Origin of the sequence: Microbacterium sp. NPDC086615 (assembly GCF_040686055.1) — a bacterium.
Lineage (GTDB): Bacteria > Actinomycetota > Actinomycetes > Actinomycetales > Microbacteriaceae > Microbacterium.
On sequence record NZ_JBFBJJ010000006.1, the window covers coordinates 22,174 to 36,257 of the forward strand.

Annotated in this window: 15 protein-coding genes; 6 read left to right on the forward strand and 9 right to left on the reverse strand. The window is 68.9% G+C overall.

What is annotated here, in order from left to right:
- Positions 1-3: 3 nt before the first annotated feature.
- From AB0O24_RS07850 to AB0O24_RS07865, 4 genes are all read right to left on the reverse strand, one after another.
- Positions 4-1,023, reverse strand: a complete 1,020-nt coding sequence (locus AB0O24_RS07850; RefSeq protein WP_275799884.1) for a sugar ABC transporter permease YjfF — start codon at positions 1,021-1,023, stop codon at positions 4-6.
- Complete coding sequence (locus tag AB0O24_RS07855) at positions 1,023-2,066, reverse strand: ABC transporter permease (protein WP_275799885.1); 1,044 nt, start codon at positions 2,064-2,066, stop codon at positions 1,023-1,025. The genes AB0O24_RS07850 and AB0O24_RS07855 overlap by 1 nt, the downstream gene beginning before the upstream one ends.
- Positions 2,063-3,664, reverse strand: coding sequence for a sugar ABC transporter ATP-binding protein (locus AB0O24_RS07860; RefSeq protein ID WP_275799888.1), 1,602 nt, complete (start codon positions 3,662-3,664; stop codon positions 2,063-2,065). Before AB0O24_RS07860 ends, AB0O24_RS07855 begins: the two co-directional genes overlap by 4 nt.
- Before the next feature lie 74 nt (positions 3,665-3,738).
- Positions 3,739-4,722 (reverse strand): ABC transporter substrate-binding protein, encoded by a 984-nt coding sequence (locus AB0O24_RS07865; RefSeq protein WP_275796870.1) that lies wholly within the window; start codon positions 4,720-4,722, stop codon positions 3,739-3,741.
- A 251-nt stretch (positions 4,723-4,973) separates the two neighbouring features.
- Between AB0O24_RS07865 and AB0O24_RS07870 the strand changes: the two genes are divergently transcribed.
- A complete protein-coding gene (locus AB0O24_RS07870; RefSeq protein WP_275796872.1) occupies positions 4,974-5,534 on the forward strand; it encodes a flavin reductase family protein in 561 nt (186 codons plus the stop codon).
- Between the two features lie 139 nt (positions 5,535-5,673).
- Here the strand turns inward: AB0O24_RS07870 and AB0O24_RS07875 are convergent, their stop codons facing one another.
- Both AB0O24_RS07875 and AB0O24_RS07880 read right to left on the reverse strand, forming a co-directional pair.
- On the reverse strand, positions 5,674-6,657 hold the full coding sequence (locus tag AB0O24_RS07875) for a PDR/VanB family oxidoreductase (protein ID WP_363373841.1): 984 nt from the start codon (positions 6,655-6,657) through the stop codon (positions 5,674-5,676).
- Between the two features lies 1 nt (position 6,658).
- The gene (locus AB0O24_RS07880) at positions 6,659-7,768 is read right to left on the reverse strand and encodes an aromatic ring-hydroxylating dioxygenase subunit alpha (protein ID WP_363373843.1); all 1,110 of its coding nucleotides are present in this window, start codon (positions 7,766-7,768) and stop codon (positions 6,659-6,661) included.
- A gap of 92 nt (positions 7,769-7,860) precedes the next feature.
- On the opposite strand from AB0O24_RS07880, the gene AB0O24_RS07885 reads away from it, so the two are divergent.
- Complete coding sequence (locus AB0O24_RS07885) at positions 7,861-8,448, forward strand: PadR family transcriptional regulator (protein ID WP_275796877.1); 588 nt, start codon at positions 7,861-7,863, stop codon at positions 8,446-8,448.
- A gap of 136 nt (positions 8,449-8,584) precedes the next feature.
- Here AB0O24_RS07885 and AB0O24_RS07890 read toward each other — a convergent pair whose 3' ends face one another.
- On the reverse strand, positions 8,585-9,058 hold the full coding sequence (locus tag AB0O24_RS07890) for a MarR family transcriptional regulator (protein WP_275796879.1): 474 nt from the start codon (positions 9,056-9,058) through the stop codon (positions 8,585-8,587).
- An 80-nt stretch (positions 9,059-9,138) separates the two neighbouring features.
- Here AB0O24_RS07890 and AB0O24_RS07895 point away from each other — a divergent pair, with 80 nt between their 5' ends.
- The 4 genes from AB0O24_RS07895 to AB0O24_RS07910 all read left to right on the forward strand — a co-directional run bounded on the left by AB0O24_RS07895 (position 9,139) and on the right by AB0O24_RS07910 (position 13,035).
- Entirely contained in the window at positions 9,139-10,068 is a 930-nt protein-coding gene (locus AB0O24_RS07895) for an SDR family NAD(P)-dependent oxidoreductase (RefSeq protein ID WP_275796880.1), read from the forward strand.
- Between the two features lie 5 nt (positions 10,069-10,073).
- The gene (locus AB0O24_RS07900; RefSeq protein ID WP_275796881.1) at positions 10,074-10,973 is read left to right on the forward strand and encodes an amidohydrolase family protein; all 900 of its coding nucleotides are present in this window, start codon (positions 10,074-10,076) and stop codon (positions 10,971-10,973) included.
- Positions 10,973-11,425 (forward strand): MaoC family dehydratase, encoded by a 453-nt coding sequence (locus AB0O24_RS07905; RefSeq protein WP_275796883.1) that lies wholly within the window; start codon positions 10,973-10,975, stop codon positions 11,423-11,425. Before AB0O24_RS07900 ends, AB0O24_RS07905 begins: the two co-directional genes overlap by 1 nt.
- Before the next feature lie 71 nt (positions 11,426-11,496).
- Entirely contained in the window at positions 11,497-13,035 is a 1,539-nt protein-coding gene (locus AB0O24_RS07910; protein ID WP_275796885.1) for a long-chain fatty acid--CoA ligase, read from the forward strand.
- A gap of 7 nt (positions 13,036-13,042) precedes the next feature.
- Here the strand turns inward: AB0O24_RS07910 and AB0O24_RS07915 are convergent, their stop codons facing one another.
- The gene (locus tag AB0O24_RS07915; protein ID WP_275796887.1) at positions 13,043-13,495 is read right to left on the reverse strand and encodes an Lrp/AsnC family transcriptional regulator; all 453 of its coding nucleotides are present in this window, start codon (positions 13,493-13,495) and stop codon (positions 13,043-13,045) included.
- 247 nt (positions 13,496-13,742) lie between these two features.
- A complete protein-coding gene (locus AB0O24_RS07920) occupies positions 13,743-14,081 on the reverse strand; it encodes a cupin domain-containing protein (protein WP_275796889.1) in 339 nt (112 codons plus the stop codon).
- Positions 14,082-14,084: the final 3 nt, after the last annotated feature.

Here is a 14,084-nt window from a genome sequence, read left to right on the forward strand (position 1 = left end):
GCATCACCGGCTGAGCGCGGAGCGCGACACGATGATGCGCTGTACCACCACGAACAGCAGCAGGAGCGCGCCGACGGTGATGCGCGTCCAGGACTGCTCGGCGCCCGAGAACGAGATGATCGTGCGGATGAGGCCGTACACGAACACGCCGATCATCGAGCCGATCACGAACCCGCTGCCGCCGGTGAGGAGCGTCCCCCCGATGACGACCGCGGCGATCGTGTCGAGCTCGGTCCCCACGCCGTTGAGGGGGTACCCGGCACCGGAGTACGCCGTCAGGACGATGCCCGCGAGGCCCGCGCACACCCCGCTGATGACGTAGACCGACAGTTTCGTCCGCACGACCGGCAGACCCATGAGCCGGGCCGACTGCTCGTTGCCGCCGACCGCGTAGACCGTGCGACCGAAGCGCGTGTAGCGGAGCACGAAGGCCGCGATCGCGACGGTCAGCAGGGCGATGATGCCCGTGGGGGTGATGTACCAGCCGGCGAACGAGAACCGCGTGGACTGCAGCCACAGGATGCCGTCGTTCTCGACCTTGATCGACTCGAGGCTCACCACGAACGCGAGTCCGCGGGCGAGGAACATGCCGATCAGCGAGGCGATGAACGGTTGCACGTCGAAGAACTGCACGAGCACGCCGATCAAGAGGCCGATCGCCGCGCCGATGAGCACCATCGCGGGGACCGCCACGGCCACCGGGACCCCGTCACCGAGGAGCTTGGCGCACAGGATGCCGGTGAACGCCATGACCGCGCCGACCGACAGGTCGATGCCCCCGGTGAGGATGACGAAGGTCATGCCCACGGCGAGGACCAGGAGGTACGCGTTGTCGAGCAGGATCGACGACATGATGCGCGGCAGCTGGAAGTTCGGGAAGTAGGCCATCGAGCCCGCGATCATGATGATCAGGATGGCCACGGCGGCGAACACCGGGACCCACGAGATGTGACGGCTGAGGAAGCGCCGGTACGCGCTGATCGACGACGCGGCGCCGCGCTCCGGGGCGGTGAGAGTGGTCATCAGGACAGCACCTTTGCGTCAGGACGGCGGGTGAGCGGACGGGCGGCGGAACGACCGGCCGTCTGGAAGAACGAGCGGAACCGCGGCGACTGCAGCAGCACCACGATGAGCACGGCCGCGGCCATGAACACCGGGCTGACCGCGGGTGGGACGCCGAGGAAGGTGATCGTGCTCTTGAGCGTCTGGATCGTGAAGACGCCGACCACGGTGCCCGCGATGCTGAACTTGCCGCCCGCGAGCGAGGTGCCACCGAGCACCACCGCGAGGATGGCATCCAACTCGATGTAGAGGCCCGCCGCGTTCGCGTCGGCCGCCATGATGTTCGAGCTGTAGAGGATGCCGGCGATACCCGCGAGCGTGCCGCTGGCGATGTAGGCACCCCAGATGATGCCGCGCGAGCGGACACCGGCGAGGCGGCTCGCCTCGGGGTTGATGCCCACCGCTTCGGTGAGCATGCCGAGAGCGGTACGACGCTCGAGGACCCCGACCACGATCACGGCGACGATCGAAACGTAGAACGCGAAGGGCAGGCCCAGCACGTAACCCTGCGCCATGAACTGGTACGGGTCGCTGTTGATCGTGGTGATGAAGCCCTTGGTGATCAGCAGGGCGACACCGCGGCCGGCGAGCATCAGCACAAGCGTGGCGATGATCGGTTGGATGCCGAGCACCGAGACCAGGAACCCGTTCCAGACGCCGAGCAGCAGAGCGGTTCCCACCGCCGCGACGATCGCGATCATCACGACGCCGAGGTTCCCCGGTTCGGGGGACGCTTCGATGATGGTGAGCGCGACGGCGCCGGACACCGCCATGATCGCGCCGACCGAGAGGTCGATGCCGCGGGTGGCGATCACGAGCGTCATGCCGAGCGCGACGAGCATGAGCGGTGCGCTGTTGCGCAGGATGTCGATCAGCGACCCGTAGAGCTGCCCGTTCTGCACCGTGATGCTGAGGAACGACGGCCGCGAGATCGTGTTGACGGCGATCAGGGCGATGAGCGCCGCGATCGGCCAGACGAGGCGGTGCGTGAGGAACTTCTTCATGCGATCTTCTCCCGATCGGACGGCGATGTCTCGGGGGCGGTTGCGGGCGTGGTCGGCTCCGCCTGACCTTCGGCGATGTATGCCACGAGGCCGTCGAGATCGACGTCCTTGGTGGCCAGTTCGCCGATCTTACGACGGTCGCGGAGCACGGCCACGCGCTGGGCGAGGCGCAGGACCTCTTCGAGCTCGGAGGAGATGAAGATGACCGACAGGCCCTTCTCAGCGAGCTCGGCGACCTTGCGTTGGATGTCGGCCTTGGCGCCGACGTCGATGCCGCGCGTGGGCTCATCGAGGATGAGCAGCTCCGGTGCCGTGGCGAGCCAACGGGCGAGCAGCACCTTCTGCTGGTTGCCACCCGAGAGGTTGCGGATCAGGGCGTTCGGGTTGGCCGGGCGGACACCGAGGGCGGTGATGTACTCGTCGACGATCGCCTGCTTCTCGGCGGCGCCCACGCGACGGAGTGCGCCGCGACGGGCCTGCACACCGAGGATGATGTTCTCGGCCACCGTGAGGTCGCCGACGATGCCCTCGGCGCGACGGTCCTCGGACGAGAAGGCGATACCGCGATCGAGCGCGTGTCGGGGCGAGCCGGTGCGAGCGGACGAACCACCCACCTCCAGGGAACCGCCATCGGTGCGGTCCGCCCCCGCGATGAGACGCGCGAGCTCCGTACGGCCGGAGCCGAGGAGACCCGCGAGCCCGACGACCTCGCCCCCAAACACTTCGAGGTCGACGGGCTCGAGGGCGTTCTTGCGGCCGAGGCCGATGGCCCGCAGCACGGGGGTGCCGGACCGGTCGATCGGGCGCTCGGCGCTGGCGGAGATGGCATCCAACTCGCCGAGCTCGCGGCCGATCATCTTGGCGACGAGTTGTTCGCGGCCGAGTTCTTCGACGGGGTACTCCCCCACCAGCGTGCCGTTGCGGAGCACGGTCAGGCGGTCGGAGATCTCGTAGATCTGGTCGAGGAAGTGCGAGACGAACAGGATCGCGACGCCGCGGTCGCGGAGATCGCGCACGACGCCGAAGAGCTGCTCGACCTCGCCGCGGTCGAGGCTGGACGTGGGCTCGTCGAGGACGAGCACCTTGGTGTCGACCACCATGGCGCGACTGATCGCGACGAGCTGCTGGATCGCGATCGAGTGGCTCGCGAGGATCGACCGCGTGTCGATGCGCACGCCGAGCTCGGAGAGATGACGTTCGGCGGCCGCGTGGGTCGCCTTCCAATCGATCATGCCCGCGCGGCGGACCTCCTGACCGAGCATGACGTTCTCGCCGACGGTGAGGTTCTGGCAGAGGTTGACCTCTTGATAAACGGTGGCGATGCCCGCCGCCTGCGCGTCGGCGGTGGCGCGGAAGAGCCGCTGCTCGCCATCGACGCGAATGGTGCCGGCGTCGATGCCGTAGACACCGGTGAGGGCTTTGATGAGCGTGGACTTGCCGGCGCCGTTCTCGCCCATGAGGGAGTGGACTTCGCCGGGGTAGAGGGTGAAGTCGACCCCGTCGAGGGCCTTCACTCCGGGGAAGGTGATGCTGATTCCTCGCATCTCGACCACGGCGGCCTGCGGGCCGGGGGCCGCTGCAGCACGTTCGGATGTCATGCTCGATCGCTTTCTGGGGTACCGGGAGGGTGTGCGGGGCCGGTCGCGGCCCCGCACACCCCGGGAGGGAGGGATCAGTACTTGCGGTCGGGCAGAGCGGCCTTCGCCTGCTCCTGGTCGAACGCCTGGTCCTCGACGATGTAGCTCTTGTCGACGGACTCGCCGGCCACGACCTTCTTGACGACCTCGGCGACCTTGTCACCGAGCAGCGGGTTGCACTCGACGATGTAGTTGAACTCGCCGTCGGCCAGGGCGGTCATGCCGTCCTTGACGGCGTCGATCGTCACGATCTTGATGTCGGTACCGGGCTTGAGGCCGGCGGCCTTGATCGCGTCGAGGGCGCCGAGGCCCATGTCGTCGTTGTGCGCGAACAGCACGTTGATCGTGGAGCCGTACTTCTGCAGGAAGCCCTCCATCACCGTCTTGCCCTCGGCGCGGGTGAAGTTGCCCGTCTGCGAGTCGAGGACCTTGATGTCGGTGCCCTTGATGGCCTCGTCGAACCCGGCGGCACGGTCGGTCGCTGCCGACGAGCCCGTGGTGCCCTCGAGCACGACCAGGTTGGTGGGCGTCTTGCCGAAGTTGTCGGCGACCCAGGTGCCCGCGGTCTCGCCTTCCTTCTTGAAGTCGAGGCCGACCCAGCTCGCGTACAGGTCTTCGGGAGCGGAGACCGTGCGGTCTTCGAGGATGACGGGGATGTTGGCATCCTTCGCCTCCTTCAGCACGTCGTCCCAGCCGTCGGTGACGATCGGCGCGAGCACGATCGCGTCGACGCCCTGGTTGATGAAGCTGCGGACCGCGGCGATCTGCGCCTCGGGCTTGTTGTCGGCCGCGTTGAAGATGAGGTTGAAGCCGTTCGCCTCGGAGAACGCCTCCTTCATCGACTCGGTGTTGGCGCTGCGCCACCCGCTCTCGGAGCCGGTCTGCGCGAAGCCGACGGTGATGACCTTGTCGTCGCCGCCCCCGCCGCCGGCGGTGTTGCCCCCACCGGCACAGCCGGCCGTGGTCAGAGCGATCGCGCCCACCAGAGCGAACCCGGCAAGAATCTTCTTCGCCTTCATGTTGAAACCTCCTCGTTTCGCCGGCACCGCTGCCGGTTCATGTGATGCAGCCCCCTCGGGTGGGCTGACTCGTGAATGTTAGCGCTCACACAATTAGCTGTGTCAAGAAATATCGGCAGCCGAATCATCACGAATTGGTAAATGTGAAGCTTCACACTCTGTGACTCGGGACCGCGGTGGATCGCGCGAAGCGTGTCGCCGTGTTGCACGCGACGACGCCGAGGCACGCGGAAGCGCCTACCGTTTGAGGTATGACTTCCCTTCCGCATGCAGCCCCCGAGAGCACCCCCGCGATCGGCACCTCGGTCTCGGCGGACGACTTCAAGCGCGCCTTCCGCGGACACCCGGGCGGCATCGCCGTGATCACCGCCTACGGCGAGAACGGGCCCGTCGCGCTGACCGCATCGTCGGTGTCGTCGGTGAGCGCCGAACCGCCGCTGCTGATCTTCTCGGTGTCGGCGCTGTCATCGGCGACCCCGACGATCGTCGCGGCCGACACGATCGTCGTGCACCTGCTCGACGCCGAAGACATCGGTCTCGCGCGCACCGCCTCGACCAGCGGGCTCGATCGCTTCGCCGACACGTCGACGTGGTCGCGCCTTCCCACCGGCGAGCCCGTCTACCACGGCGTACGCGCCTGGCTGCGGTGCAAGATCGTCAGTCGAATGGATGCCGGTGGCTCGACCGTGATCGCCGCACAGGCCCTGCAGGTCGACGTCGAGCGCGACCTCGAGCCCGGCGAGCCGGGCGCCGCGCTGGTCTACCACAACCGCACCTGGCACCGCCTCGGCGAGCACTCGCGGCTCGACTGACCCCGGCTCCGCGCTCCGCCGGGCGCCCCGCCGCGGCCGCGGCCGCGAGACTGCATACAGCTGACATCTCCACTGCACGCTGCAATGGAGATGTCAGCAGCGTGCAGTCTCACCCCAACATCGCGGGAGAGCGACGCCGTCAGCTCGTGACGATCTCGACCACGGCGGCGCCGTCTGCGGGAGCCACCACGCGCGAGACACAGCAGCACATCTTCGAGCGGGCGTCCTTCTGACGCTCGCTGTAGAACACGTCGCGGTGGTCGATGTCGCCCTCGAGGCCCAGCACCCGTACCTCGCACAGACCGCACTCGCCCTTGCGGCAGTCCCACATCATGTCGGCGCCGGCCGCCTCGAGAGCCTCGAGCATCGACTGGTTCGGACGCACGCGCGCCTCGATCCCGGTCGCCGGGATGCGCACGGTGAACTCCTGCGCGTCGAACCATCCGCTGTTGCCGAACGTCTCCATGCGGAGGTCCGCGATCGGGCGGTTCTGTTTCATCCACTCCCGGCGGATGGCATCCATCAGTCGGATCGGCCCGCAGACGTAGACCTCGGTGCCGGAGTCGATGCCGGAGACGAGATCGGGGACGACCAGCGAGGTGTTCTCGTCGCGCACGTGCAGGCGCAGGCGCTCACCGTGCACCTCGCGCAGGTCGTCGACATACGCCATGAGCGGGCGGCTGCGACCGGCGTAGAGCAGACGGTAGTCGGCTCCGCGGGAGCGGAGACTCGCCGCCATTCCGATCATCGCGGTGATGCCGACGCCTCCCGCGATGAGCACGTAACGCTCAGCCCCGGGCCTCAGCGGGAAGTCGTTCAGCGGCTGCGTGAGCTCCAATCGGTCACCGGGCGCGAGGGCGTTCATGACGGCCGCGCCCCCGCGGCTCACCGGTGAGGTGTAGACGCTGAGCGCGATGCGGCGGCCGTCGTCGGTGGCATCCACGATCGAGTACGACCGCCGGTCCCGCTCGCCCGCGATCGTCAGACGCACGTCGACGTGAGCTCCCGGCGCGACCGGTGCCGGGTCGTCGACCTCGATCTCGATGCGGCGGATCTCGGGCGTGAGGGAGCGGGATGCCACGACCGTGCCGCCCTGCCAGACCTCCGTGCGTGAGACCGCCACGTCAGCGCACCAGCTGAGCGCCGCGGCGCGGGGCGGGCGCGTGGTCGCGGCCCTCGGCGAGCAGCATCCGCTCGAGGATGCGGCGCACCCACATGCCGCCCGCATCGATGTTCAGGCTGTAGAACTCGTAGTCGGGGTTGGCGTCGATCGCGGCCTGCTGAGCGGCGAGCATCGCCTCGTCCTCACCGAAGACGCCGTGCACGCCGTCGCGCAGCTGGGTGGTGATGAGCTGGCTGTCGAGACGGTAGTTGCGCTGGAACGACCAGAAGTAGTGGCTCGAGCGCGCGGTCTCGGGGGTGATCGTGTTCATCACGTAGCCGTTGACGCCCTGCGAGCGGTCGCCCTCGGGCGCCCCGGTGCCGGCCTTGGCGACACCGACGTCGATGCAGATCGTCGACGGCGCTTCGAAGTGGATGATCTGCCAGCGGTCGACGCGGCCCGAGAAGCCCGGGAACTTGTCGCGCATGTTCTTCAGCCAGAACGGCGGCGCCTCGATGTCGCGCATCCACCGCTCGACGGTGACGGTGGTGTCGGTGTGGCTCGTGACGAACTCGCTCTCGCTGAGCTCCTTCTGGCCGATGCTGCTGGAGTGCACGAACTCCTCGTGCGTGAGGTCCATCAGGTTGTCGAGGATGAGCTGGTAGTTGCACGGAGCGTGGATCGTCAGGCCGTCGCCGGTCCAGGCGGCATCCGTCATCTGATGCATGTCGGGGATGAGCGCGGGGTCGGCGAGAGCGGGATCGCCCACCCAAACCCACACGTAGCGGTACCGGTCGACGACGGGGAACGAGGGGACGAGGGCGCTGGGGTTGATCGTCTCCTGCGCCGGCATGCTCGTGCAGCGCCCGCGAGCGTCGTAGGTGATGCCGTGGTAGGGACAGCGAATGTCTTCCGGGCCGACCAGCGCGCCCTGCGACAGGGGCGCGAGACGGTGCCAGCAGGCGTCGGCGAGCGCGACCGCGCGGCCGTCCTCGGTGCGGTAGAGAGCGAGAGGACGACCCGCGACGGTCCGGGCGAGGATCTTCTTGCGCCCGACCTCGTGGTCCCACGCGGCGACGTACCACGCGTTCCGCGGGTGATCGAGCAGCTTCGCGGTCACTGTCTCCTGCATGGTGCACTCCCTTGTCCACTCACTATCAAGATAGTTATAGCGGAGAAGATACGGTGGAAGCTCGGCATCCGCAAGCGCGAAGGAGGCGGCCGATGAGCCTGCGCTACGCCCTCCTTGCCCTGCTGACCGCCCAGCCCATGACCGGATACGACCTCGCGAAGGCCTTCCACGTGTCGGTCGGGCACGTGTGGCACGCCCCCGACTCGCAGATCTACCCCGAGCTCAAGCGCATGGTCCGCGACGGCTTGCTGGTCGATGAGTCGGTGCCGTGGGGCGAGAAGTCGACGAAGACGCAGTATTCCGTCACCGACGAGGGCGTCGCCGCGTTCCGCGCCTGGATGCGCGAGCCGATCGACTACCCGAGCGAACGCGATCCGGCGCACCTGCGCGCGGCCTACTTCGAGTGGACCGAGCCCGACGTCGCGCGACGCCACCTGCAGGAGCACATCGCGCAGTACGAGTTGCGCCGCGCCCAGTGGCAGGCGCAGTTGGATGCCATCCGCCGGCGCACGCACCCGATCGTGGAGCGCCGCCTCGCGAGCGACACCGAGCACGATCACGACGCGATCGTGGCCTTCAAGGTGTTCACGTACGAGGGCTTCCTCGACCGCGCCGAGGGCGAGATCGCCTGGGCGCGGCACGGGCTGGATCTGCTGGACCGGCTAAACCCGGGGGCGTGAGCCGAGGCGCGAACCCGGGGCCTGAGCCCGGGGGCGGATCCGGGGCCCGAGCCGCGGGCGTGAACCCGGGGCCTGAACCCGGGGCGCGAGCCTCGGGGCGAGAGTCCCGGGCACGTGAGCCGGGAGCGGGCGCCCCTCAGCTCTCGGCCGGAAACGCCGCCGCTCGCAGCAGCCGCGCCAATTCCGCCCGATCGGCGCGCGAGAGCGCCGCGTGCGCGCGCCGCTCCCCCGCCTCGACGTCGACGAGAGCACGACGGTAGAGCGCCCGCCCCTCGAGGGTCGCGGCCACGACGTTCGCGCGGCGATCGCGCGGGTCGGGCTCTCGCGTGACGAGCCCGCGCCGCTCGAGGTCGTCGATCAGGGCAACCACCTGGCTCGGGTCGAGCCGCAAGAAGGCCGCGAGCTCCCGCTGCGAGGGCCGCCCGCCGGTGACGGCGAGGGCGAGGACCGAGTACGAACGCACCTTCAGCCCGTGCGCCGCGAGCGCCTCATTGCCCGTCGCCTGCGACACCGCCGCCGCGCGCGCGAGCAGGAAGCCGAGGTCGTCGGCGAGGGGAGCGTGCTCCAGCCGCGACGCCTCGCCGGCGTCGTCGTCGGCCGCGGGAGTCATGAGGACAGTGTAGCGAAACTCAATCATTGACATTTTCAACGAATGGATGGCACGATGGCGGCGACACGAAGGAGTTCACCATGTCGCTCACCGGCAAAGTCGCCATCGTCACGGGTTCGGGGCGCGGCCTCGGCCTCGCCTACGCCCAGGAGCTCGCCCGCCAGGGGGCAGCGGTCGTCATCAACGACGTGGATGCCGCCACCGCCGACGCCGCGGTGAAGACCATCGTCGACGCGGGCGGACGCGCGGTAGCCGTCGCCGCCCCGGTCGGCCCGACCGAGACCGCCGATGCACTCGTCGCGGCCGCGGTGGACAACTTCGGACGCCTCGACATCCTCGTGACCAACGCCGGGGTCCTGCGCGACACGGTCCTCTGGAAGATGAGCGACGACGACTTCGACACCGTCATCGGCGTGCACCTTCGCGGCACCTTCACCACCGTCCGGGCCGCCGCGACGTACATGCGCCAGAACGAGATCCCCGGGCGGATCATCTGCATCGGCTCGCCCACGGGCCAGCGCGGCAACTTCGGCCAGACCAACTACGCGGCCGCCAAGGCGGGCATCGTCGGCATGGTGCGCACCTGGGCGCTCGAGCTCAAGAAGGCCGGCATCACCGCGAACGCCGTGATCCCCGTCGCCGCCACCGCGATGACCGCGACGGTCCCCTACTTCGCCGCCGCCGTCGAGGCCGATGCTGCGGGGGAGCCCATGCCCGCGTTCTTCCGACACGACCTCGGCTTCGGCACCTCCGACGACGTCGCCGGTCTCGTCGCCTACCTCGCCTCGGACGCCGCCGCCGGCGTGACGGGTCAGGCGATCGGCATCGGCGGCGACCGCCTGCAGCTGTGGTCGCACCCCGAGCCCGTCGCGACGGCGTATCGCGAGGGCGGCTGGACGTTCGAGGCCCTGAACGACGGATTCGCCGAGGCGGTCGGAGAACTCCAGAGCGTCGGCGAGCGGTTCCCCGCCCTGCCCACCGAGCTGCAGCGCCCCACTCCGACCGCCTGACGACCATGGTCCGCTATGAGTCCGCCATCGATGTCGAGGCGCTGAAGGCCATCGACGTCCACGTGCACATCGAGGTCGACGGGCACGGCCACGCGTCGCTGCCTGACGACCTGGCGGCAGCCGCGAGTCGCTACTTCGCCGTCGATGCCGCTCGCCCCGACCTCGACAGCATCGCGGAGTACTACCGCGAACGGTCGATGGCCGCGGTCGTGTTCACGGTGGATGCCGAGAGCCACCTCGATCACCCTCCTCTCTCCAGCGCGGACATCGCCGCGGGGGCCGCGCGCCACAACGACGTCCTGATCCCCTTCGGCTCGGTCGACCCGAACCGCGTCGACGCCGTCGATCGAGCGCGTCGGCTCATCGAGGATTCCGGAGTCCGCGGGTTCAAGTTCCACCCCACGGTGCAGAACTTCGACCCCAGCGACGAGCGCCACTACCCGCTCTACGACGCCTTGCAGGCAGCGGGCGTGGTCGCGCTCTTCCACACGGGCCAGACCGGGATCGGGGCGGGGATGAAGGGCGGGCGGGGCCTGCGCCTCGGCCTGTCGAACCCGATGCTGCTCGACGCGGTCGCGGCCGACTTCGGCGACCTGCAGATCATCATGGCCCACCCCTCGGTGCCGTGGCAGGACGAGGCGATCTCGGTGGCCACGCACAAGCACAACACGTGGATCGACCTGTCGGGATGGAGCCCGAAGTACTTCCCCGAGCAGCTCGTGCGAGCCGCCAACTCCTTCCTGAAGAGCCGCATCCTGTTCGGCTCGGATTTTCCCCTGCTCACCCCCGACCGCTGGATGCGCGACGTCGAGCAGACCGCCCTGAAGACCGAGGTGATGCCGGGGATTGTCAAGGACAACGCCGCGCGCCTCCTCGGCCTCTCGACCCCCTCCAAGGAGAACTGATGACCACCACCATCGCCTACGACGACATCGCGGGCCTCGCCGGCACCGACCTCGGCTGGTCGGACTGGCTCGAGATCACGCAGGACCGCGTCGACCTCTTCGCCGACGCGACCGACGACCACCAGTGGATCCACACCGATCCCGAGCGCGCGAAGGGCGGCCCTTTCGGCGGCGCGATCGCCCACGGGTTCCTCAGCCTGTCGCTCGCCGTGAAGTTCTGGACAGAGCTGCTGGACGTCACGGGCGTGACCACCAAGGTGAACTACGGCCTCGACAAGGTCCGCTTCATCTCGCCCGTGAAGGTCGGCGCCCGCGTGCGCATGAACGCCGTCGTCGCCGAGATCACCGAGATCGCCGGCGGCTACCAGCTCGCCGTCGACCAGACGATCGAGATCGAGGGCGGCAGCAAGCCCGCCGTCGTCGCACGCGGCCTCTACCGCTTCTACGCGTGAGCCGCCCGGGGCCCGCCACGCGCGGGCCCCGAACCCCTTCGCGAAATCCGCACTCGAAGAAGAGACCGCGCATGAGAACCCAAGGACTCGGAGCCTGGCTCCCCCGCCGCAGGCTGCGATCGCCCGAGAAGACCGCCGTGGTGTTCGGTGAGAACCAGCGACTGACCTACCGACAGCTCGCGGACCGCGCCGAGGCGGTGTCCGCCGTCCTGGTCGAGGAGGGCGTCGGCGCCGGTGACACCGTCGCCTACCTCGGCGAGAACAGTCCCGATTTCCTCGTCACGCTGTTCGGCGCGGTGCGCATGGGCGCCGTCTTCGTCCCGGTCAACACCCGGCTCGCGGGGCCCGAGATCGCCCACGTCCTCACCGACAGCCGCGCCCGCGTGCTCGTCCACGACGCTGTGTTCGACGACCGGCTCGACGCGATCGAGGCCGGTCTCGCGAGCCCGCCACGACGCATCCGCACGGGAGCGTCCGGACGCAACGGCGAACCGGGCTTCGATCGGAGAATGGATGCCGCCGGCCCCGCCCCCGCTCTCGTGATCGCCGAACCGGGCGCCCCCGCCGCCGTCGTCTACACCTCGGGCACGACGGGTCGCCCCAAGGGCGCCGTACTCACGCACGAGAACCTGACAGCCGTGGCCGTGAACACGATCATCGACTACGACGTCGTCTCGGACGATGTGGCGCTCATGATCTCGCCGCTCTTCCATGTCGCCTCGCTCGGCATGGGCGCCCTCCCCGTCGTCCTCAAGGGCGGGACCCTCGTCCTCGAGAAGGGGTTCGAGGCCGGCCGCGCGCTCGACCTCGTCGAGCAGCACCGCGTGACGATGATCTCCGGCGTGCCCACGACCTTCCAGCTCATGGCCGACCATCCTTCCTGGGCGAGCACCGACATCTCGAGCCTGCACACCCTCACCTGCGGCGGATCCGCCGTCCCGGACCGCATCCTGCGGGCGTGGGAAGAGCGCGGACTGTCGTTCTCGCAGGGGTACGGCATGACCGAGACCTCGCCCGGGGCGACCTCGCTCGCTCCGCACATGACGCGGGCGAAGCAGGGCAGTGTCGGTCTCCCGCACTTCTTCACCGAGGTACGCGTCGTCGACGATGAGGGGCGCCCGGTCCCGGCCGGCACCGTGGGAGAGATCCACGTCACGGGACCGAACGTCTTCGCCGGCTATCTCGGTCTCGACGAAGCGACGCGCGCGGCGAAGACCGACGACGGGTGGTTCCGCTCCGGCGACCTCGGTTACCTCGACGCCGACGGCTACCTTTACATCTGCGGACGATCGAAAGACATGATCATCTCCGGCGGCGAGAACATCTACCCGGCCGAGGTCGAAGCCCTGATCGCCGACATACCGGGAGTCACGGGCGTCGCCGTCATCGGCATCCCGGACAATCGCTGGGGCGAAGTCCCGCTGGCCGTGCTGACCGTGAGCGAGGGGACGATGGTCGACACCACCGCCGTGCGCGCGCACCTCGACGGGCAGGTGGCGCGCTACAAGCTCCCCAAAGAGGTGGTCGTGATCGAGGCGTTGCCCCGCACGGCATCCGGAAAGGTCATCAAAGCCGAGCTGCGCGAGCGCTTCGGCGGCACCTCACTCTGAAGCCTCCTCATGCCCGGGACCTGTCGATGACGACGCTCAGCGTCACCGCCGTGGTGATGTCCTTGACACCCGGGTGGCCCGCGACGAGGCGCCAGATCTCGCTCACGCGGGTCGTGTTCGCAGCCTCCACGTGCACGACGAGGTCGAGTTCGCCGGCGACCACGTCGCACCGGCGTACCTCCGGAATCGCCTCCAGGGATGCCACGACGTCGTCGCCTCGCATCCGGTCATGACGCTGGACGAGCAAGGTCGCCACGGCCGCGTCGGCACCGGGGCCGACCGTGATCGCCTCGCGGATCGTGTAGCCCTCGATGTGCCCGTCGCGTTCGAGTCTCTCGACGCGCTGACGAACGGCGTTGCGCGAAAGTCGGACGACGCTTCCCAGCATCGCGTGGCTCGCGCGGGCGTTGCGCCGGAGCTCTCGCAGGAGTTGCTCATCGATGTCATCGAGTCGGCGCATGGGAAGCCTTGCCTTCGACAGGGGACCGTGGCCGCCACCCCGCGAACGGCCACCGCCTCGTGTTCGTTCGAGGGTCGGGGGATGCCCCGCATCGTGGATGCGATCGAATCCCGACCCCGCGGCAGGGTGGGGCCGCCGAAGTCCCGGCGGGGCGATGAGCGGCGCCCCTCCGTCGCCCGTGGGGGGAAGGGGAGCCGTTCATCGTCGTCCGTTCTCGTTCTCGTTCTCGGGTCTGCGGCTGCGGCCGTCAGACCTGCTCGGGGACGACCCAGCTCTTGCGGATGGTCTTGGTCACGACCCAGGTGCCCGTGTCGCCGGCCTCCATGAAGAACACGCGGCCGGGAGCGATGACATGCACGCAGCCATCGGCGTCGGTCAGCGTCCCCTCGCCCTCGATGATGTGGAACATCTCCGCGTGCGTCCACGACCACGGGAATTCACCGGGCTCGCACATCCACGTGCCCACGCGCAGGCCGCCACCGCTCGCGATCGGGGCGGTGAACTGCTCGGGGTCGCCGGAGGTGGCATCCGGGACCAGACCCTTCGAGGTCAGAGCGAGATCGGAGGGAAGGGCATCGATGATCATGAT